General features: G+C 63.0%; 18 protein-coding genes. 6 read left to right on the top strand and 12 right to left on the bottom strand.

The window, feature by feature from the left end; genetic code table 11:
• Window positions 1-12: 12 nt before the first annotated feature.
• The 7 genes from ASE64_RS17060 to ASE64_RS04100 all read right to left on the bottom strand — a co-directional run bounded on the left by ASE64_RS17060 (window position 13) and on the right by ASE64_RS04100 (window position 7,784).
• Window positions 13-699 (bottom strand): SGNH/GDSL hydrolase family protein, encoded by a 687-nt coding sequence (locus ASE64_RS17060; RefSeq protein ID WP_082465877.1) that lies wholly within the window; start codon window positions 697-699, stop codon window positions 13-15.
• Window positions 696-1,931 carry an oligosaccharide flippase family protein gene (locus tag ASE64_RS04125; protein ID WP_156351630.1) on the bottom strand — a complete coding sequence of 412 codons (1,236 nt, stop codon included), beginning with the start codon at window positions 1,929-1,931 and terminating at the stop codon, window positions 696-698. Before ASE64_RS04125 ends, ASE64_RS17060 begins: the two co-directional genes overlap by 4 nt.
• The gene (locus ASE64_RS04120) at window positions 1,928-2,968 is read right to left on the bottom strand and encodes a glycosyltransferase family 4 protein (protein WP_055776226.1); all 1,041 of its coding nucleotides are present in this window, start codon (window positions 2,966-2,968) and stop codon (window positions 1,928-1,930) included. Before ASE64_RS04120 ends, ASE64_RS04125 begins: the two co-directional genes overlap by 4 nt.
• Before the next feature lies 1 nt (window position 2,969).
• Window positions 2,970-4,031 carry a glycosyltransferase family 4 protein gene (locus ASE64_RS04115; RefSeq protein WP_055776224.1) on the bottom strand — a complete coding sequence of 354 codons (1,062 nt, stop codon included), beginning with the start codon at window positions 4,029-4,031 and terminating at the stop codon, window positions 2,970-2,972.
• A gap of 31 nt (window positions 4,032-4,062) precedes the next feature.
• Window positions 4,063-5,181 carry a glycosyltransferase gene (locus tag ASE64_RS04110; protein ID WP_162234540.1) on the bottom strand — a complete coding sequence of 373 codons (1,119 nt, stop codon included), beginning with the start codon at window positions 5,179-5,181 and terminating at the stop codon, window positions 4,063-4,065.
• Window positions 5,182-5,255: 74 nt separating this feature from the next.
• On the bottom strand, window positions 5,256-5,945 hold the full coding sequence (locus tag ASE64_RS17745) for a glycosyltransferase (protein WP_235480487.1): 690 nt from the start codon (window positions 5,943-5,945) through the stop codon (window positions 5,256-5,258).
• Between the two features lie 516 nt (window positions 5,946-6,461).
• A complete protein-coding gene (locus tag ASE64_RS04100) occupies window positions 6,462-7,784 on the bottom strand; it encodes a hypothetical protein (protein ID WP_156351629.1) in 1,323 nt (440 codons plus the stop codon).
• 221 nt (window positions 7,785-8,005) lie between these two features.
• On the opposite strand from ASE64_RS04100, the gene ASE64_RS04095 reads away from it, so the two are divergent.
• The 3 genes from ASE64_RS04095 (at window position 8,006) to ASE64_RS04085 (ending at window position 11,405) form a co-directional block, all read left to right on the top strand.
• A complete protein-coding gene (locus ASE64_RS04095; protein ID WP_162234539.1) occupies window positions 8,006-8,959 on the top strand; it encodes a glycosyltransferase family 2 protein in 954 nt (317 codons plus the stop codon).
• Window positions 8,952-10,799, top strand: a complete 1,848-nt coding sequence (locus ASE64_RS04090) for a DUF4012 domain-containing protein (protein ID WP_162234538.1) — start codon at window positions 8,952-8,954, stop codon at window positions 10,797-10,799. The genes ASE64_RS04095 and ASE64_RS04090 overlap by 8 nt, the downstream gene beginning before the upstream one ends.
• Before the next feature lie 75 nt (window positions 10,800-10,874).
• Window positions 10,875-11,405, top strand: coding sequence for an LPXTG cell wall anchor domain-containing protein (locus tag ASE64_RS04085; RefSeq protein ID WP_055776210.1), 531 nt, complete (start codon window positions 10,875-10,877; stop codon window positions 11,403-11,405).
• A gap of 127 nt (window positions 11,406-11,532) precedes the next feature.
• Here the strand turns inward: ASE64_RS04085 and ASE64_RS17315 are convergent, their stop codons facing one another.
• The 4 genes from ASE64_RS17315 to ASE64_RS04070 all read right to left on the bottom strand — a co-directional run bounded on the left by ASE64_RS17315 (window position 11,533) and on the right by ASE64_RS04070 (window position 14,782).
• Complete coding sequence (locus ASE64_RS17315) at window positions 11,533-11,679, bottom strand: hypothetical protein (protein ID WP_156351627.1); 147 nt, start codon at window positions 11,677-11,679, stop codon at window positions 11,533-11,535.
• A gap of 117 nt (window positions 11,680-11,796) precedes the next feature.
• Window positions 11,797-13,113: a UDP-glucose dehydrogenase family protein gene (locus tag ASE64_RS04080; protein ID WP_055776208.1), complete on the bottom strand. Its 1,317-nt coding sequence runs from the start codon at window positions 13,111-13,113 to the stop codon at window positions 11,797-11,799.
• 88 nt (window positions 13,114-13,201) lie between these two features.
• Window positions 13,202-13,501: a hypothetical protein gene (locus ASE64_RS04075; RefSeq protein WP_055776205.1), complete on the bottom strand. Its 300-nt coding sequence runs from the start codon at window positions 13,499-13,501 to the stop codon at window positions 13,202-13,204.
• A gap of 141 nt (window positions 13,502-13,642) precedes the next feature.
• Window positions 13,643-14,782, bottom strand: coding sequence for an SDR family oxidoreductase (locus ASE64_RS04070; protein WP_055776202.1), 1,140 nt, complete (start codon window positions 14,780-14,782; stop codon window positions 13,643-13,645).
• 166 nt (window positions 14,783-14,948) lie between these two features.
• Here ASE64_RS04070 and ASE64_RS04065 point away from each other — a divergent pair, with 166 nt between their 5' ends.
• The 3 genes from ASE64_RS04065 (at window position 14,949) to ASE64_RS04055 (ending at window position 18,088) form a co-directional block, all read left to right on the top strand.
• On the top strand, window positions 14,949-16,337 hold the full coding sequence (locus ASE64_RS04065; RefSeq protein WP_055776199.1) for a sugar nucleotide-binding protein: 1,389 nt from the start codon (window positions 14,949-14,951) through the stop codon (window positions 16,335-16,337).
• Between the two features lie 63 nt (window positions 16,338-16,400).
• Window positions 16,401-16,835, top strand: a complete 435-nt coding sequence (locus tag ASE64_RS04060; protein ID WP_055776197.1) for a VanZ family protein — start codon at window positions 16,401-16,403, stop codon at window positions 16,833-16,835.
• A gap of 137 nt (window positions 16,836-16,972) precedes the next feature.
• Complete coding sequence (locus ASE64_RS04055; protein ID WP_055776194.1) at window positions 16,973-18,088, top strand: fatty acid desaturase family protein; 1,116 nt, start codon at window positions 16,973-16,975, stop codon at window positions 18,086-18,088.
• 125 nt (window positions 18,089-18,213) lie between these two features.
• Here the strand turns inward: ASE64_RS04055 and ASE64_RS04050 are convergent, their stop codons facing one another.
• Window positions 18,214-19,164, bottom strand: coding sequence for a type IV toxin-antitoxin system AbiEi family antitoxin domain-containing protein (locus ASE64_RS04050; protein WP_156351626.1), 951 nt, complete (start codon window positions 19,162-19,164; stop codon window positions 18,214-18,216).
• Between the last annotated feature and the right edge of the window lie 415 nt (window positions 19,165-19,579).

Here is a 19,579-nt window from a genome sequence, read left to right as displayed (position 1 = left end):
GCGGGGCGGAAGCTATTCCCGCAGATGCGCCAAAAGCAGCTGCGCAATCTTCCTGTGGCCCTGTTCGTTGGGATGAAATCCGTCAGCTAGGTAGTCGGACTTGCGGTCGAGGATGCCAACGAGGGAGATTGTTTGAGCGCCTATTCTGAGTCCGACCTTTTCATAATTTTCTTCAGACGTCCGCGCCCCTGGGAAAAATCGTTCGTCGATCTCGGGTGGCCCAAGCAAAATGACTCGAGTACCTCGAGAATGTAACTCGTCGACGAGTTCGATCAGAGCGGCCTCATATTCTGCGATCGGCACCATCACGTGTGCCCCACCTAGAAGAATTAAGACGTTGCGTAGACGCCAACGTAGTCCGGATTCGATTTTCTGAAATATCCGCTTTCGTCGCGATTGCGAGAAGTACGGACGAGCGTCCATCCAACCCGTACGTCTCCATCGCTTCGGCACACGCCTGAGCATTTGAGGCGTTGGCCTTGGTATTGCCTCGGTTATACCGTGCGCAATGATGGCCGTGTCAGCTGAAACGCGCGAACTCTTAAGCATCTCCAAAGACTCTGTGACCGGCACTGCTGGCCCTGTGAAATCGTGGAATTCCGCTCCAAGTCGGGTCGCCACGATTCGCCCATATGAATTTCCGTGAGCACCCATGCCGTTGGCGATTGAGTCGCCGAAGAGGGCGAACGATGCTGTCATTGTCGTAGCTCATTTCTGCGCCGGAACAGGGCCCGTGCTGCTAGTCGGACTGCCCCGAAGAAGACAACACAAATCGCCATCTGAATGCCGCCAAGAATTCCGAAAGAGTAGAAGGCCCATGCGGATAGTCCCATGGACAAGAGACCCAGCGCTGACGCGATGGCCAGAGCTCGAGGATCCTCCGCCGCTGAATCCATATATACACGGAGTTGCCATTGATCGTTCAAGAATTGCGACACAACGAGGATTGCAGTGACGAAGGGGAGGTTGTGATAACCGTTCCCGAAGAGTGCCTCACCAAAAAATACGACCACTAGTAGAACTGGGATAGCGACCACCATGGAGAGAATCGCGCCGTAGACGGTGCGCTGTCGCATTAGAGCATGGGCATTTACCGTGGTCTCGGACTTCGCGAAACGAGAATATGTCACATGGTTCAGGGCCTGCGTCAACCCACCGGAAGCGCTTGCACACGTTACAGCCACGGCGTACATGCCCAGAACTGCAGCGGGGCTCAGCGCGGTGAGCAGAAGCTGGTCAAGCCGCCCCCCGACGCTATCAAATGCCGCCGTGAACCAGAGCCTGAGGCTGAAGTTCCACGGAACGGGTTCGCGTCTCGCCCTATGTATGGCTGGAATCGCGTACGCGCATCCGATCACCGTCGAGAGTACGTTGCCTAAGAAAGTTATCGAGAACGCCACCTCCAAGGTGAGCGTGCCCGTCAAGAACGCCACTATGTAAGCCAGGGAAGGTAGTACGAGTGTAGCGATCCGCACGAAGTTGAATGGCCACAGTCGGCCCTGGACGAGAACAAGCTCGATACCGATCTGGCTAACACCCGACAGGATGAGCACGAGCGCGCCGATCCGTATGCCGATCGCAATTCGCTCGTCACCATTGGAAATAAGATCTGCTGTGAAGATGGCAAGGATGGCGCTGGCTGGCCCCAAAAGGGCAACAAGAATTACGCCGACCCCAGAGATGGTCGAGTGCTTCTTCTGCTGGATTGCTAGCCCCCTGGGGAGCCCCAAGAACGCGACCCAAGACAAGATCTGGGTTGATACGAAGGCGCCAGCGAGAACGCCTCGCCCATCCGGTCCGAGCGTGCGAGCGAGCAGCGGCGCTGACACCAGACTCAAGCCCATCCCTGCGTAAGTTACGAACGCCGTTTGAAAAACTCGAGCGACGGACGGTCTTCTGCCGTCAAAAAACGACAAGAAAAAGTTCTTCACTTATTCAGACGTTCATAGACATCCAGAAGTCGCTCGACTGCGGCTTCGGATAGGAGATGGTTGACCACGGCATATGCGCCATCGGCCTCGCCGGCTGCGAGTGCACCTGTTCCGCTAACTCGCTTCTCGAGTTCGCTTGTAAGTTCTGATTCAGCGATAAGGCTGATCGGGGGTGCAGAGCGGACAGCGTTGTAGATGTACGAGCTGCCCGGGTTGTCGGTCACGATGGCATAGGTGTGCAGCGCCATCGCTTCGTAGAGCGGAATGCCGAAGCCCTCGTATTCGGACGGTGCCATCAAGACCCACGACGAAGCGACGGCCTCTCTCACCGCTTCGTCTGAGGCTCCGGAGAGGTGCCTGGTGTCGGCGGGCCAATTCGCTTGGTCACCCGCGGGTCCGATCACCGTGAGGGTGATGGGCAGGCCTGTCGTAGCGCGTGCCTCCCGCACAGCTTTCGCAACGAGCCAACCCCGCTTGCGACCATGGAACGACCCGATGAAGACAACGGAAGGGCCGTCGGTTTTCCCTACACCGGCAGCCGGCGGAACCGCGGTGACGGGGGGCATGAGAATGTCGCAACGAAAGGTCTCGAACGAGTCAGGACCGATCGCGATGCGGAATGCTGCCCGAGCCCTGGAGCGCGCTTCGGTAAGGGCAAGAATGTAGTGGTTGATGCTGCGCAGGCCTTTCGACGCCCGTGCTTCTGCCAACGACGAGCCCAAGAAGGTTCTCACGATCGGGGCTCCGTTCTTCGACAGGGCCCAGTCGTCACCGAACGCGTGAATCACGTCGGCCTTTAACGAGGCGATCAAGCGGCGAAGCCGGAGCGGGGTGAGGTAGTACCGGCCGATGCGTCCCGTGGCACGAGGAACATAGACCATCGTCGCACCCTCGAGCGACGTGCCGCCGGCGAGCGTCACAACAGTGAGATCAACCGTCTCTTTCAGCTCATCGGCGATTCTGAACGCGTAGCGGCCAACACCGCCGACATGGCCCGCATGAGGCCACTCGAGACTCAGTAGCACCACCTTCACCATCTCAGCGCACCTCCTCATACAGCGCGAGATGTCTCTGCGCGATGACGTTCCAGGCGAATGTTTCGGCATGGGCGCGACATTCGTGCGCCGACGGCACTCGGCCCGACAGGGCCTGAACGATGCGATCGGCCAGGGCCTCCACGGAGCCCCGTGGCACGATGAGGGACTCATCCAACCCTCGCACGGCATCGGGAAGACCGCCGCAATCCGTCACGATCGGCGCGCGGCCGGTCGCCAGCGACTCGAGTGCGATGAGGCCGAAACCCTCGAGCGCCAGGCTGGGTACCGCCGTTATTGACGCTGACTTGTATTCCTGACGCAGCGTCTCGTCGTCGAGACGGCCGAGAAAGGTGATCTTCGCCGGGCTCGCCGCCGCCATGGCCCGCAATTCTTGCTCGAAAGTTCCGGAGCCGACGATACGCAACTCGGCGCCCGGAATGTGCTTGACTACATCGGCCCAGGCCTTGATGAGCACGTCGATGCCCATGCGCTTCTCCAGCCGCCGAACGCAGAGAACACGCGGGGCGGCACCTGGGTTCGTCATCTCTTCGCTGAATTCGAAGTCGTCGATGTCGACCCCGGGCGGAATAATGTGAATCTTGTCGGCGCTCACGCCGTAGTCGTTGGCGAGGATCTCTTTGAACGGCCGGGAGAGTACAACGAAGGCGTCGGCGTGCTTGTACGCGCTTCGTTCCACTGCGGTCTTGGCGCGTGTCACAAGCTTGTTGGCCCCGGCGACCGCGCTTTCTGCTGCCCAGGGGCCCTGAAAATGAACCACCATGCCCGCGACGGGACTCTTCTTCGGAGGCCTCGGCGTCCCGTACAACGAGAAGTGCTTGTCAACGATGTCGAGCCCCGCGGCTTCGGGAGCTCTGCGGGAGGCGAGCACGCGCGAGACGGTGCTGCCGCCGGTCGGCCCCCACGACGTGCCCCCGGCTGCTGGGTCACCGAATGCAGCCCCAGACACCTGCACGCCAGGCGTCGCCGCCATGGCGAGGTAGAGCCCTTCGAAATAGCGATTGAGTCCGCCCTGGCGGCTCGAAAACCACTCAGAACCGGTCATATGAATTTTCACTGTAGGTGCTCACTTCTCGTCATTTCGCGTCCTCGTGAGGGCGTTCGGGTTTTCGTGACTGCGTCACTTCTTCGAAGAACGCCCGATGCAACTCGGCGACCTCTGTGTCGGAGAGCAGACCCGGCGTACGCCGTGCTCCGTCTTCGAGCTCGCGTCTGATCGACACGTTTTCGGCTTCGCGAAGGCTGGCGATCAAAGACTCTTCGTCACCCATCTCGAAGAGCAGACCCGACTCGCCGTGCCTGATCCACTCGCTGGGGCCTCCCACGGACGTGGCGATGACAGTTTTACTGGCACTCAGATACTGCAAAATGTTCTGCCCAAGTGGTTCGGGCCTCGTCGACGCCTGAACACACACGTCGAGCGTGTCGATAAGCGCGGGCACGTCGTCGACATGGCCGAGAAACTGCACCTGGCCTTCTATGCCGAGTTGCTTCGCGAGATCTTGCAGCTCAGCGAGAAAACGCTCGTGCCCGAAGGCTGCGTCTCCGGCTAGAAGAAGTTGCACGTCGCGGCCTGCATAGACCCCGGCGAACGCCCGCAGCAGCAGGTCCTGGCCCTTCCACGGGTCCAATCGAGCGATCATGCCTACCCTGGCGACGACATCGTTCGACGGCGATGTGCGTCCGGTTGCCTCGATACCGGCGGCGCTGGGGATGATGACGTGTCGCGTCTTGACCGAGATGAATGGGGCGGCTGAGGCGAGCGTCGATTGCGAATTCGCGATGACGCCCGCGGCGCGAGGGAGAGCGATGCGGGTGAACAGGGCGTAGCCGATCGAGCCCAGGCTCGGCTTGTCGACCAGGTCGCGAAGGTGTAGGACCAGAGGTTTGCGGCTGCCCACGGTCGCAATCGCCGCGTACACGGCTGCCCTCGACGTGTTCGTGTGAATGACATCTGCTCCTGCAAATGCGGGGCTGCGCCGGATGCTGACGGCCTGCCCGAGTGCGGCGATGGCGAACCGAGCAATGGCTACGATCGAGCGGCTGCTGCTGGCGCCGAACCGTTGCCGCGGGCCGATCGTTTCGACCTTCACGTTCGGCAAGCCGGTGAGCGTGCCGTAGACGTTGAAGTCCCCGGATTCAGCCGGGGGTAATCCCAACGTCGCCGTCCACGTTGCTTTTTTCAGCACTCTCATCAGTGCATACTCCGCGCCGCCACGGGCCTGCGTGTGGTCGAGGTGCAGCACCCGAGGCGACGGGCCCCCGCCTCTCATGAACCCACCCATGCGCGGATCTCTTTCGCGAACGAAGAGCGGTCGAAGTCCCAGGCACGGCTGACGCAGGCGGCCGAATCCATCGTTACGACCGTTTGCGCGGCTTCCCGCAGTTCGGCCGGGCTGAAGCCCTCGAGCAGAACTCCGGTTGTGCCGTGTTGCACCGTCTCGGAGGCTCCCCCGATCGCGCTCGCGACCACCGGCGTTCCTGTCGCCATAGCCTCGACGGGCATGATGCCGAAGTCTTCGATCGGGGGAAACATGTAGAAGAGCGAACGAATGTAGAGGGCCCTGAGTAGCGCATGGGAGGGATGCTTGACGAATGTCACTCGGCCGGGGTGTTCAGACGCCTTGTGCTGTAGGTCGCCGAGCGAGGGGCCGTCGCCAGCGAGAACCACGTCGAGGTCGGCCGCGATGCCCATGTCAATCACGAGATCGAGGCGCTTGTAGGGAATGAAGCGAGATGCGCCGAGCACGAAGGTGTCTGGAAGCGAATCGAGAATCTTCTGATCGCGCTCGCTCAGCTCGTCACTCGGTGAGATGAACCCTTCGACGTCGACCGGAGGGTAGATGACCGTGCTGTCTCGGCCCCAGCTCTCCTTGATCCGGCCGCGAACGAAGTTGCTGATGGCGGCGATGGCGTGAGGCTCTTGCGCTCGCCTACGATCGATCGCCTTGAGTGGCACCGACGCGGCGCGGACGGCTAACGACGCGCCTCGCCTGTCCAGCTCGGGATTCCAGATGTACCTCGCCGGCGTGTAGGCGTAGACGTACTTTGCTGCCGATCGAGCGGGACCTGAGAAGCGTGCATGATGCGCAAACAGGTGTGAGCTGCACAGAATCCACTCGGCGTCACTCTTGCCTAGATGTCGCCAGGTAACGGGCATCAAGGGCACGGCAATTCCCTTGTGATTTCGAAGAGGCGTGCGTGACATCCACGTTTCGGAAACCCTGTCCGAAGTGAATCGCTCGGGAGCGGCATTCCAGAGAGCCTTGATCGGCGCATCCGGAAAAATCGCGGCGAGTTCTTCAACGACCTTCTCGGCACCCCCGTGAGGTTCGAGCCATTCGTGCACGATCACACCAGTCAAAACCATTCCCCCCGAATGTAGTGCTGATTCCCCTTCGCCGGACGGTTTGAACTACGACCTTTGAGCATGCGGCGCTGCATCCATGGAGACCGTGGGACGTCGAACCCTCGGCTAATTGACGCCCAGCTTACGGTACTTGGCCGAACGCGCCGCGTGCTCTTGATTAGCATGATGGGGATCTGCAGGCGGCGCTGGTCGTGTCTGTCTTGCCAAGAAATAGGCCTTGGCCGTCGATGCGAAGGCGAGCCCGATGATGATGCCGAACGTCGCGAGAAAGACATTGCCTGACACGCTTGCCACCACAATGAAAATGGAACTAAGCGACGCGGTCTCAGCGCGTCGTGCCCCAAGGTTCTTGAGCGAGATGAACAACATCACGACGCACAGGATGGTTATCAGAACGCCGGAGATGTAGCCGTACTGCATGATCGTGTCGCCGATCAAGCTGTCTGCCCGAGCCCCTGACGGATTTCCGATGACGTATTTCGCGGGGCTGAAGAAATACTGCAAAATACCCAACCGAGCCTGGAACGAGTCATCGGTGCTGGAATCGAAATCGGTGTACCGGTCGGCCGACAGAATGGTCGAGCTGCCGTCGAGGGCGTTCAGAATTCGGACCAGCACGAACCCCACGAGAACCACCAGGATGACTGGGATGAAGCGGCCGAATCCCTTACCCCGGATGAGGGCCAGGACGACTGCGCAGAGGGCGACGGCAATGAGGGCGGTTCGGACTCCCGAAAGAATGAGCGGAACAGTCAGGCTCGCCGCGCATCCGAACCAGAGGACCCTCGCAACCAGTTTTGATGTGACGGTCGCTTTGGCAAGCGCGACGACGCTCGCAAGCCCGACGAAGAGCGCGTAGGGCCCGGGTGACTCCGAGGCGCCGAAGACGCGCACCTCGAGTGGGTTCGGGGCTCCGATGCTATTGAGGTCCGAGGCGATCATCCACGACTTGTCCCATTCGGGGAGGAAGAAGAACTGGTACACCCCATAGAGGCCGACCAGGATCCCGAGTATAGGAATGACGCGATCCGCGGTGTGCCAGACATCCGGAACCCTGCCGTCGATGACAAGTGGGATCAAAAGAAGGGGCACCACGATGGCCCCTGCCGCGTAGAGAGGCGCGATTGCCGTGACAGTCCGGATGACCAGAGTGAAGGCCACGGCCACTGCGAATGCGATGACCAGACGATTCACCCAGCTGGTGCGATTGTGCTTCTCGTGTTCGTGAAAAAAGCGAATCAAGAGAACTGAAATCACGAGAATGAGCGGAACGAGCACCAGGGGATCGGAATCGACACGACCACCACTGACCAGTCTCCGAACCAACGAGATGAGGGGCACGAGCACGACGGCGAAAATGAGCACGCGACGAACGTTGTACATGCACAGCGCACTCAGAACGATCAGGGCCGAGAGGGTGATCTGCACGTCCAATCGGGATGCAGCGACTCCGGCCACAGCCCCCAGTGCAACCAGAGCGCACAGCGCCATGACGTTGCGCATCACGCTCTTCCCCATAGCGTCAACTTACAGGGGCTCGTCGCCAATCAGGCAATCATGAATGGCGTGCGGTACCGTCTAGTGAATGAAGCGGGGGTGGCATTGAGCCATCGCGTCATGACCGCATGCAGCCCTGGGGGAGGGAACTCGTGGCTACACCTCTGACTCCGAGCGTCACTGTGGCGATCGCCAGCGTGGGTCGTCCAGACGACTTGAAACAGTGCATCGCCGCCCTGCGGCTGCAGACCGATACGCCGGATGCCATCGTCGTCGTCGCGCAGAGCTCCGATACGGCAACCCAGGCGGTTGCAGCAGAGGCGGCACTGCGCACGATCATCGTCACTGAGCCGGGCCTCGCTCTCGCACTGGAGACGGCGATCCGTTCTACGGCGACCGATGTGATCGCGTTCGTAGACGACGACGCTCGAGCTTTGCCCGACTGGGTCGGTCGCATCCGGCAGGCCTATGTATCCGACCCGAACCTCGGACTTTTTGGAGGGCGAGACAACGTCGATGGTGACCGCAGTTCGGGCGGTGCCGACCTGGCGGTCGGGCGCTTGACGAGAGGCAAGATCGCAGGCAACCATCACCTGGGCAAGGGTGTCTTCCGGGTGGCCGAGCACGTCAAAGGCGCAAACATGAGCATGCGTGTAGCGCCGGCTCGGCGAGTGCCGCTGGGCCGGCTCGTCGCGGGCACCGGCGCACAGTCTCGCAATGAGTTCGTTCTGAGTCTCGGGATCACCAGCCAGGGGTATGGCGCCGCTTACGATCCGCGCCTGCAGGTCGACCACTTTCCGGCTAAGCGGGCGACGGGCGACGAACGCACTAGTTATACGCGGGAGCGCATTCTCGTTCAACGGCACAACGAGGCGCTCGCCTTGTCTCTTTACTCGTCGAGATCGCAGACGGTTGCCTTCGTTCTGCGTGCCCTGCTCGTCGGCGATCAGAAATGCTGCGGCCTCACGGTTGCGATAATCAAGATCGTGCGAGGAGAAAAGTCAGTGCTGTCAAAGCTCGGGGGAACATGGAGAGGCGTCTTCTCGGGACTCCGGGCGGCGTCGCGCAACCGATCAAGCCAATACGAGGATGCCGCGGGTGAGTAACTCAGGAGAAGAGCCGCTGCTTGACCGGCACGCAACAACTGATGAACGGCGGCGTCGGCCTAGGCGCACGAAGTCACGCCGAAAGGTTCTCGGTGTCGTTCTCGGCGTCGTCGCCCTGCTCGTCGTAGCCGTGGCCGCGTGGGTAGGCGTTCGCGGCTACCAGGCGAAGGGCGAGCTGGAGGCCGCCATCCCTCTGGTGACTCAGCTAAAGACTCAGGTCACGTCGGGGGACTCTGCCGGAGCGATCGATTCGATGAACAGGCTCACGCAGCACGCGCAGTCTGCCGCCGATCTGACGAGCGATCCGGTCTGGCGCGCGACGGAGTTGCTTCCGTGGGTCGGTAGCAACCTCACCGTAATGCGCGAGCTCTCCTCGACCGTGAATGACGTCTCGCGCTACGGCATCCAGCCGCTGACGGGGCTCGCTGGTTCCATCGGCCTCTCTGACTTCAAGCCCGTCGACGGACGGGTTGATCTGCAACCGCTGCTCGACGCGCAGGGAGTTCTGGCGGATTCATCTGCGGCCGTCGGCAATGCCGTGGCACGAGTCGACGCGCTCGATGGCGACGGCGTCATTCAACCGCTGGCGGATGCGCGATTGCAGCTTCTCGATAAACTCACCGAGGCATCGGGCGAGCTAACCATCCTGAGCAAAGCGGCCGTGCTCCTGCCCGCCATGCTTGGCGCCGACGGTCCGCGTAACTATCTACTGCTCTTCCAGAACAACGCGGAGCTTCGTTCGACCGGAGGCATCCCGGGCGCCCTTGCGCTCGTCAATACCGATGCTGGCTCCATCAAGCTGAGCCAGCAGACATCCGGCAGCAGCTTCCGGCAGTTTCCTGAACCCGTGATCGAGTTGCCGCTCGACACAAAGTCGCTTTACGGCGACAACACTGCCGAGTTCATGCAAGACGTGAATTTCACACCCAACTTCGCGCTGTCAGGTCAGATCGCCAGGGAGATGTGGAACAGGAAGTTCGGCCTACAGGTGGATGGGGTTATCTCGCTCGATCCGGTCGCCCTGTCGTATCTGCTGAAGGCGACGGGCCCCATCGCCCTCCCCAGCGGCGATCAGCTCACGAGCGAGAACGCAGTAAAGCTGCTGCTGCAGGACGTTTATGCGAAGTACGAGCAGCCGCCCGAGCAGGACGCCTTCTTCGCATCGGCGGCCGCGGCCGTCTTCGACAAAGTCGCGAGCGGCAACATTGACCCCGCTGCGCTGGTGTCCGCGCTGGGGCAAGCCGGCGACGAGAACCGCGTGCTGGTGTGGAGCGCGAACGATGAAGACCAGCAAGTTTTGGCAGGCACGACGCTGGCCGGAGGGCTGCCGAAAAGCTCCGAGACTGAGCAGCGTTTCGGCGTGTACTTCAACGACAGCACCACCGCCAAGATGGACCCCTATCTGCAGGTGAACATCGAAGCGGGTCAGGCTGTTTGCCGGAACGACGGTTTGCCGCTGAACTCGGTGCGCGTCACACTCACCAACACGGCGCCAGCGGACGCTGCCACATCGCTCCCCGACTACGTCACGGGCGGTGGGGAGTTTGGCATACCTCCAGGCAATATCCGCACGAACATAGCCGCATACGGAGCCGAAGGCCTCTACAACTTGGGACTCACTCGAGATGGGGCGGCGTTTCCATATCAACCATCTACAGAACTGGGATATGGTGTTTCGAAGGTGGAGATAGAACTCGCGCCGGGAGATAGTACGGTGCTTGACTTCCAATTCTTAGGTGACACGCCGCAAACCAAGGCCGTTTCGGTGCAACATACCCCCTTTGTTTACGCTTTAGAAACAAAGGCCCTCGAAGTCGACTGTCAAAATGCCTTACAGTAGAAGAGTCTCAACTGAGGCATGACTGGTGTGGGGGCGTTCACTTTGCCCCAGCGCAAACTATTGGGGGAAGTTCTCATGTTCAAAAAGGCTCTTGCGATCGGCGCTCTCGCCGTTCTCGCTATCTTCTCGGTTCCGACCGCGGCTAACGCTGCCTCGTACGGCGACGGCGGTGACAACGGAGCGACCGTAGTTGTGGCTCCCGGAGCGCCCGTAACGTTTTCCTTCGGCGGCTTTCAGCCCGGAGAGCCGACCGTTGCCTCGGCTCCTGACGCCGTCACTCTGAGCGCGCTCAAGGTTGTCGTTACCGCCAGCAAGCCGGCAGGTCCCAACGGAACCGTCAGCTACACCGCGTCTGCAACTCAGCCGGGCAGCTACACGATCACCGTCTCTAGCGCCAGCAATGTCGCCACCGGAACACTCACCGTCGTGCCGACCGACGCAGCTGGTTCAGGTTCAGGTTCTGGGTCTGGTTCCAACGGCGCGCTGCCGAACACGGGCTTCGAGACTCCGATGTTGATCGTCTGGGGCGCCGGTGGTGCACTCGTTCTGGGCATCGCACTCGTCTTCGTGCTGAGCGTCGTTCGCCGCAACAAGAGCGCAGCCTAATAGCTATACGTCGCAACTAACGTTGCCCGTCCCTCACGGGATTTACGTCGAAAGGCCCCAAGCAAAGCTTGGGGCCTTTTGCGTTTGAGGGCGTCAGGCGCGGTTGGTCGATGCGGAGGATGTCGAGCTAGCGAAGGTCGGAGGCTCGCGAAAGAGGTGGCTCGGCGTCGCGACGTCGAACAACGGCTCCGAGCCCAAGGCCCACGGCGAGGGCCAACGAGATCCATGCGGCAGCGATGACGATGACCGAGGCGGCGATGGCAGAAAGTTCCATGAGGAGGAGCTTATGGCGCAGCCTTGTGTAAATCGAGTATTTCTCGCTTAACTACGAAACGTCGTGTATTGTGCGGTCTCGATACGGCCGCGGGTGGCCTACTCGACCAGCGCTGCGTTACGGTCGACCCAGCCCGACGTACGTCCAGCCGGCAGCGCGCCAGGCCGTCGCATCCAGTGTGTTGCGGCCGTCGATGATCGTCGGCGTCTTGACCAGCGGCAGGGCCCACGTCGGGTCCATGTAGCGGAACTCGTCCCACTCCGTCACCAGCACGACCAGGTCGGCATCCTGCAGGGCCGCAGCCGGATCGGCCTCGTAGGTGAGCTGCGGGTGCACGCGGCTGGCCGTGTGGATGGCTTCGGGGTCGGTGGCCACCACGTTGGCCCCACGGCCCTTCAACTGCACGGCCACGTCGAGCGCGGGGCTGTCGCGGATGTCGTCGGAGTGCGGCTTGAAGGCTAGGCCCAGAACGGCGATCTTCTTGCCGTGCACCGAACCGCCGAGCGCCTCGACCGCGAGGTCGACCACGCGCTGGCGACGGCGCAGGTTGATGGCGTCGACCTCTTTGAGAAACGCGACGCTCTCGCCGCGGCCCAGCTCCTCCGCGCGAGCGGTGAACGCCCGAATGTCTTTCGGCAGGCATCCGCCGCCGAAGCCCACGCCGGCCTTCAAGAACTTCCAGCCGATGCGGTCGTCGAGGCCGATCGCGGTCGACAGCTGGGTCACGTCGGCTCCGGTGACCTCGGCGATCTCGGCCATCGCGTTGATGAACGAGATCTTCGTGGCGAGAAACGCGTTGGCCGAGACCTTCACGAGCTCGGCGGTCGCATAGTCGGTGACCACCAGCGGGGTGTCTTTGCTCAGCGCCGACTCGTAGACGCCGTCGAGCAAGGCCTTGGATGCCTCGGCCTGGGCGGCCTCGGGCGGCAAACCGTAGACGAGACGGTCGGGCGAGATGGTGTCTTGCACGGCGAAGCCCTCGCGCAAGAATTCCGGGTTCCAGGCGAGCATGGCTCCGGAGCCGCTCGCGGCGACCTTCGCGGCCAGGTCGGCAGCGGTGCCGACGGGCACTGTCGACTTGCCGACCACCAGGTCGCCATCCGAGAGATAGGGAAGCAGGCCCTCGAGGGCGGCGTTCACGTACGTGAGGTCGGCGGCGTAGCTGCCCCGCTTCTGCGGGGTTCCCACGGCGATGAAGTGCACCTGCGAGCCGGCTGCATCCGCAAGATCAGTCGAGAAGCGCAGACGGCCCGTGGCGGTGGCAGAGGTGAGGATCTCGGGGAGGCCCGGCTCGAAGAACGGCGCCTTTCCGGCTGCCAGCGCCTCGATCTTGGCCTGGTCGATGTCGATGCCGATAACCTCGTGGCCCAACTCGGCCATCGATGCGGCGTGAACCGCGCCCAGATAGCCGCAGCCGATTACAGAGAGCTTCATTTTCTGCCTTCCCCCGATGTGGCAAATTGAGGCACTCCGTCGTGCTTTTGCATGCCTCATTCCTACCAGAGTTCGGGGGCAGCAAGCCCTACGCCGTCTCGCCCCGCGGCATCGTGTGGGGCCTCCACGCCAGCTTGCGCTCAGACAGCGAGCGGATCAGGGGCGCCGTGTCGAGGTCGACGGGCTCGTGGGAAGAGTCGGAGACGTCGAGCGGTTCGCCCGGAGACAGCACCAACTCGACGACGTGCTCGCCGGTCTCGGCGATCGCCGGAACATCGATCTTTACGACACGGCCTCGCCGCTGTGCGGCCTGCGAAAAGTTCGTGATCGCCTGCGCGACGTCGTCTGTGGTGATGAAGGTCTTGCCTTGGCAATCAACGCGCTTCATAGGTCTCGTCTCCCTCGACTTGTCCACTTTCGAGCGTGGCGCACGCGCAGGCCCTCCCCGAGGGCTTGACTTTACTGGCCATGCGCGCGAAAGTTCGACAAGTCGAAGCCAGGTTGACTACGTGCGGGCAGATGCGTCGACTCAGGCGCTGGGAATCAGGCCGTCGCGGCGATAGCGGTCGAACAGCGCCGTGAACGAGTCCACCGTGCGGTGATGGGTGTGAAAGCCCGCGAGGCGACTCTTGCTGATGTCGGTCACCACCTCGATGTCGCGCCCGAGGTCGGCATCGGTGTGCCACCACGACGCGAGGCGGGTGAGGTCGGGCTCAACCAGCGCGTGCTTTTGGGCGAGCTCCGCCCATATGCTCTCCATGCCGATCATCTGCTGCTCGAGCGGTCGCGGTGCCGTGTCGAAGCCCTCGGGCTCGACGCCGAAGTAGGCGGCGAGCTGCGGCCACATCCAGCGCCAGCGAAAGACGTCGCCGTTCACCACGTTGAAGGCCTCGTTCGCGCCGCTCGGAGTCGTGGCGGCCCACACCATCTGCTCGGCGAGCACGGTGGAATCGGTCATGTCGGTGAGACCGTTCCACTGCGTCTCGCTGCCCGGAAAGATGAACGGGAGGCCGAGGTGCTTGCAGATCGAGGCGTAGGTGGCGAGGGTGAGCCCCATGTTCATGAGGTTGCCGACGGCGTGACCGATCACCGTGTGCGAGCGGTGCACCGACCACGTGAACGTCTGTCGCTCGGCGGCCGCGAACAGCTCGTCTTCCTGCGCGTAGTAGAAGTTGGGGGTGTCGAGGCGCGGCTCCTCTTCATGAAACGGAGTGTCGGGCATCTCGCCCTGCGCATAGGCGTCGAACGGGCCGAGGTAGTGCTTGAGGCCGGTCACGAGCGACGCGTGCACTACGGGCGACGAGTCGAGGGCGGCCAGAAGATCGCGCACCATGCCGCCGTTCACCGCGATGTTCTCTTCTTCGGTGGCCTGTCGCGCCCAGGCAGAGAAGAAGACGTGACTGATGCCCTGGCCCTCGAGGGCCGAGCGCAGGCTCTCGGGCGACCGCAGGTCGGCAGAGATCCATCGCACCCCGGCGACCGGCCGGCCCTCGCGACGGGCCAACGCGAGCACTCGCCATCCATCGCCCGCCAATCGGTCGACCAGGGCCGAGCCGGTAATGCCGGATGCGCCCACGACGAGCGCGACCCGGTCGGGCGAGGGCGACGCGACGTCGCTCTCGGCGAGAGAAAGAGGAGCGGGGGAGGAGGTGTTGCTGTCAGAAGTCATCGCTCTCGGAAACCGGCTCGCGCGCGGTGATATTCCGACATCCGTCGTTTTGGCACGTGAACAGAGGGTGTGCACCCCCGCGCCGGGGTGACCCGGGCGCTCGTTGCCGATAGGCTCGCTGCGCGCGACCGAACGCGTGCGGCGAGAGAAAGCACAGGTATTACCGATGGCCGAAGCGACAGAACTGCGTCTGACAGAGACCGCGATTCCCGGACTCGTCATTCTCGATCTGCCGGTGCACGGTGACAATCGCGGCTGGTTCAAAGAGAACTGGCAACGCGAGAAGATGCTGGCGCTCGGCCTGCCCGACTTCGGACCGGTGCAGAACAACATCTCGTTCAACGGCAAGACCGGAACGACCCGCGGCATCCACGCCGAGCCCTGGGACAAGTACGTGTCTGTGGCCACCGGCCGCATCTTCGGAGCGTGGGTCGACCTGCGTGAGGGCGACACCTTCGGAGCTGTCGTCACCGTCGAGCTCGATGCCGGTCGCGCCGTCTACGTGCCGCGTGGAGTGGGCAACTCGTACCAGACTCTCGAAGAGGACACGGCCTACACCTACCTGGTCAACGACCACTGGAGCCCGGCCGCCTCGTACACGTTCCTCAACCTCGCCGACGAGACCGCGAACATCCAGTGGCCCATCGCGCTCGACGACGTCGAGATCAGCGCGAAAGACCAGGCCCACCCGCGTCTCGGCGACGTCGTGCCCATGAAGGGCGCGCGCACGCTCGTGCTCGGCGCCGGCGGACAGCTCGGCCTCGCCCTGCGCGCCGAGTTCCCCGACGCGGAGTACGTCTCGCGCGCCGACTTCGATGTGGCCGACCCGGCCAGCTACACCTCGCGGCACTGGGGCGACTACGACACCATCATCAACGCCGCCGCGTACACCAAGGTCGACGAGGCAGAGACGGCCACAGGCCGACCGGATGCGTGGGCCGCGAACGTCTCGGCCGTCGCGTTGCTCGCATCGGTCGCCACCGCCAACCGCCTCACCCTCGTGCATGTCTCGAGCGACTACGTCTTCGACGGAACCGCCGCCGAGCACCCCGAAGACGAGGCGTTCTCGCCGCTGGGCGTCTACGGCCAGACCAAGGCCGCGGCCGACGCTCTGGTGTCGACCGTTCCCAAGCACTACATCGTGCGCACCAGCTGGGTCATCGGCGAGGGCAACAACTTCGTGCGCACCATGGGGTCGCTCGCCTCGCGTGGAGTGGCTCCGAGCGTCGTAAACGATCAGATCGGGCGCCTGACCTTCACGACCGACCTGGCCGCCGGCATCCGGCACCTGCTGTCGTCGGGTGCTGACTTCGGCACGTACAACCTCACGAACGAGGGCGAGCCGCTCTCGTGGGCGGCCATCGCCGCGCGCGTCTACGAGCTCACGGGTCACTCCGCCTCTGACGTGACCGGGGTCTCGACCGAGGAGTACTTCGCGGGCAAGTCCGTGGCCCCGCGGCCGCTCGGCAGCGTTCTGCCGCTGGGCAAACTGGCGGCCACCGGGTTCGTTCCCCGCGACGGCGACGAGGCATTGAAGCAGTATCTCGGGGCGTAGCGCGACGCGTGATCGGTGCCCCGCGGCAATCGCCGTGAAACATGTCTTCGTTAGCCTCGAGGCATGAACAGCGCGCGCACTCGTCGATGGGCCTGGCGTGCTCTCGGCGTGATCGCGGTCGCGGTCGTGGCGATCACGTTCTGGCCGACGCCCGTAGACAAGCCGTTTCACAGTGCGCTCGTGCGGCTGCTATATATGCTGCACCGACATGGCTTGCCCGAGTGGGTCACCTACTCGGTCGTGGAGTCGGCATCGAACGTCGTGATGTTCGTTCCGCTCGGCGCGCTGATCGCCCTGCTGGCCTGGCCCTCGCTGTGGTGGATCTCGGGCGTTCTCGGGTTCTTAGCGTCACTCACCATCGAACTCTCCCAGGCCCTGTTGCTGCCACAGCGGTTTGCGTCGGCCGGTGATGTGGCCGCGAACACCGCGGGAGCACTGCTCGGTGGCGCTGCTATATGCATTTTGCGTTATGTACAGCTCGGGCGCGAGCGGCGTTAATCAATCCCTTGGGCTGGCAATTCTCTACCCAAAGACCGTGCATCCGTGGCCCGATCCGTGGATCGCTGCCCACGCCCCCTAGAGTGAGAGCAAGTCACCCCTAGAACCTGGTTGTCTTGCTGCCCTGCGAGGGCCCGATGGCCGAGAGGGGCCTTGTGACCGACACAGTCAAACCGCGCATTACATTCACCAAGACGAAGCCGGGTGGTGCGCGCACCAGCCCGACCAGCGAGTACTCTTCGCTGCTCAACACCGTTCGCGATGCCGGCCTTCTTCGCCGCCGCAAGGGTTTCTACTACGCCATGTTCGGTGTGCTGCTCGCAGCGCTCGGCGGCGTGGGCGTCGGAGTCGTTCTGCTGGGCGATTCCTGGTTCCAGCTGCTGATGGCTGCCGCGCTCGGCATCATCTTCACGCAGTTCGCCTTCCTCGCTCACGAGGCCTCGCACCGCCAGGTGTTCACCTCGGGCAAGGCCAACGACATCGCGGGCCGCACGCTCGCCAACCTCTTCGTCGGCATCAGCTACTCGTGGTGGATGACGAAGCACTCGCGTCACCACGCCAACCCGAACGTGCTCGGCAAAGACCCCGACATCGAGCGCGACTTCGTGTCGTTCACGCCCGAAGACGCGGCCAAGTCGCGCGGCCTCTACGCCTGGGCCACCAAGCGCCAGGGATATTTCTTCTTCCCGATCCTGATGCTCGAGGGTCTCAACCTTCACATCCACGGCTTCCGCACCGTCTTCGGCAAGGGCAAGGTCGACAAGCGCTGGCTCGAGATCGTGATGCTCACCACGCGCATCTCGGCCTACGTGCTCGTCATCTTCCTGCTGCTCGAGCCCGGAATGGCGTTCGCCTTCATCGGTGTTCAGCTGGCCGTCTTCGGTGTTTACATGGGCGCGTCCTTCGCTCCCAACCACAAGGGAATGCCGACTCTGCCGCACGACAGCAAGGTCGACTTCCTGCGTCGTCAGGTGCTGACCTCGCGCAACATCCGCGGCGGCTTCGTCATGGACACGTTCATGGGCGGTCTCAACTACCAGGTCGAGCACCACCTCTTTCCGAACATGGCGCGCCCCAACCTCAAAAAGGCTCAGGCCATCGCGAAGGAATACTGCGAGAAGCACGACATCCTTTACACCGAGACCGGTCTGCGTCAGTCGTACGGCATCGTGATCCGCTACCTCAACCGTGTGGGTCTCTCGGCCGGCGGAGATCCCTTCGACTGCCCGGCAGCGCAGGCGTTCGGGCGCTAGTCGCTCGGCAGCAGCAGCCGCTGCTGCTGGTGCTGCCGTAGCTACTGCTGCTGGTGCTGCCGTAGCTACTGCTGCTTTGCCGCCGCCGCCGCCGCCGCTGCTTCTGCTGCTTCTGCCGCTGTAATTCAGGAAAAACCGTTCTCCTCGTGCGTTTTCGCACGGCGAGAGGCGGTTTTTCCTGTTTTAGAGCGCCGCGGCCATAAGTGCTCTCTTCGCCGAACGCGGGAGAGGATCGTCTCGAGGGTCTCCGGCCAGTCGAACATGACCATCTCGTAGGTGAGTCGCATGGGCAGATAGCCGAGCCTGATGAGCGTGCGGTCGCGAAGGCGGTCCGCGTAATAGCGTTCCTGGCCGGTGTGGAACTTCTTGCTGTCGCACTCCAGAACGAAGCGGTCGCCGATGATCAAATCGACGTATCCGACCTCGGAGATTCGCACCTGAACAGAGACGCGAAGGCCGAGGGCTCGAAGCCGTAGCCGAACGAGGGTCTCGGTGCCTGACTGGCTTCGCGCGTCGGCGCGGCTGAATGCGCGAACGTAGCGTCGGGGGAGGCGCGCGAATGCCGACTCGAGCTGACGCAGGGTGAGGAGGCCTTGGTTCAAGGCGGAGTCGATGACAACGACGGCATACTCCTCGGGCTGGCACTGCACCGTATCGATCAGTGCGTCGATCACCGACGCGACGCCGTCGCGCGGTGAGTCCCGGTGCGTGCGCCAGTGCAGGCAGACGCGCTTCGAGACCGAGCTTCCTTGCGGCTGCAGTGGAGCTGTCCTGCCTGGCCGCGATGGCTGGGATACACCGCCTCGCAACCTGCTGGCGTTGGTCGGAACGGCGACATGGAGCGTGGAGTCGGGCGGTGACCAGAGTCCGATCACTTCGGCCGCAGAGAGCGACGTGGCCACGCCGCCCACGGTGACGGCGCGCATTGCGAGGGGCGCCGCACCGGGCGTTGCGTACCACCCTCGTCGCAGACGAAGCAGCTCTCCACGGGTAACTGCACGGGCTATCGAGTGATGCGTCATGCCGAAGGCGAGGAGTTCTTTTCGAGCGACGATGTGGCCGCGGGGTCTGTTCATGCGAATGATGGTTGCCGCCACGCAGACGCGTCGGGGGCCTGTGAGGCGGATCTGTGGAGCGATTAACGTGATCGGCTGCGGTGGCGGAGGGGAGCGCGCGCTCTTATTCAGGGAGAGCCAGGGAGCGGCGTGCGAAAAGGTCGGTTTCGGCGCGTTCTTCCTGAATTGGAGCGGAGGCGGCGGGTGGAGCGTCGGCTGAGAGAAGTACTCATCCGTGTCAGCTGCCTGCGTGATGTAGTGCCGTCGTGCCGAGGTGTTCGGCGGCGGGCCGCGCTCGAATTCAGGAAAAACTGGTGCGTCGAGGGCGAAAAGCGCGGTTTGGGCGCGCTTTTCCTGAATACGGGCGGCGGCGGCATCGGGCGAGTGCAGGACAACCGCCGAACCGCGCCCAGCGCCACCTACCGAGGCCGGCGCG

The organism is Agreia sp. Leaf210 (assembly GCF_001421485.1).
Classification (GTDB): Bacteria; Actinomycetota; Actinomycetes; order Actinomycetales; family Microbacteriaceae; genus Agreia.
The sequence above is the reverse complement of the archived record's forward strand: the minus strand, read 5'-3'. Positions and strand labels throughout refer to the sequence as shown.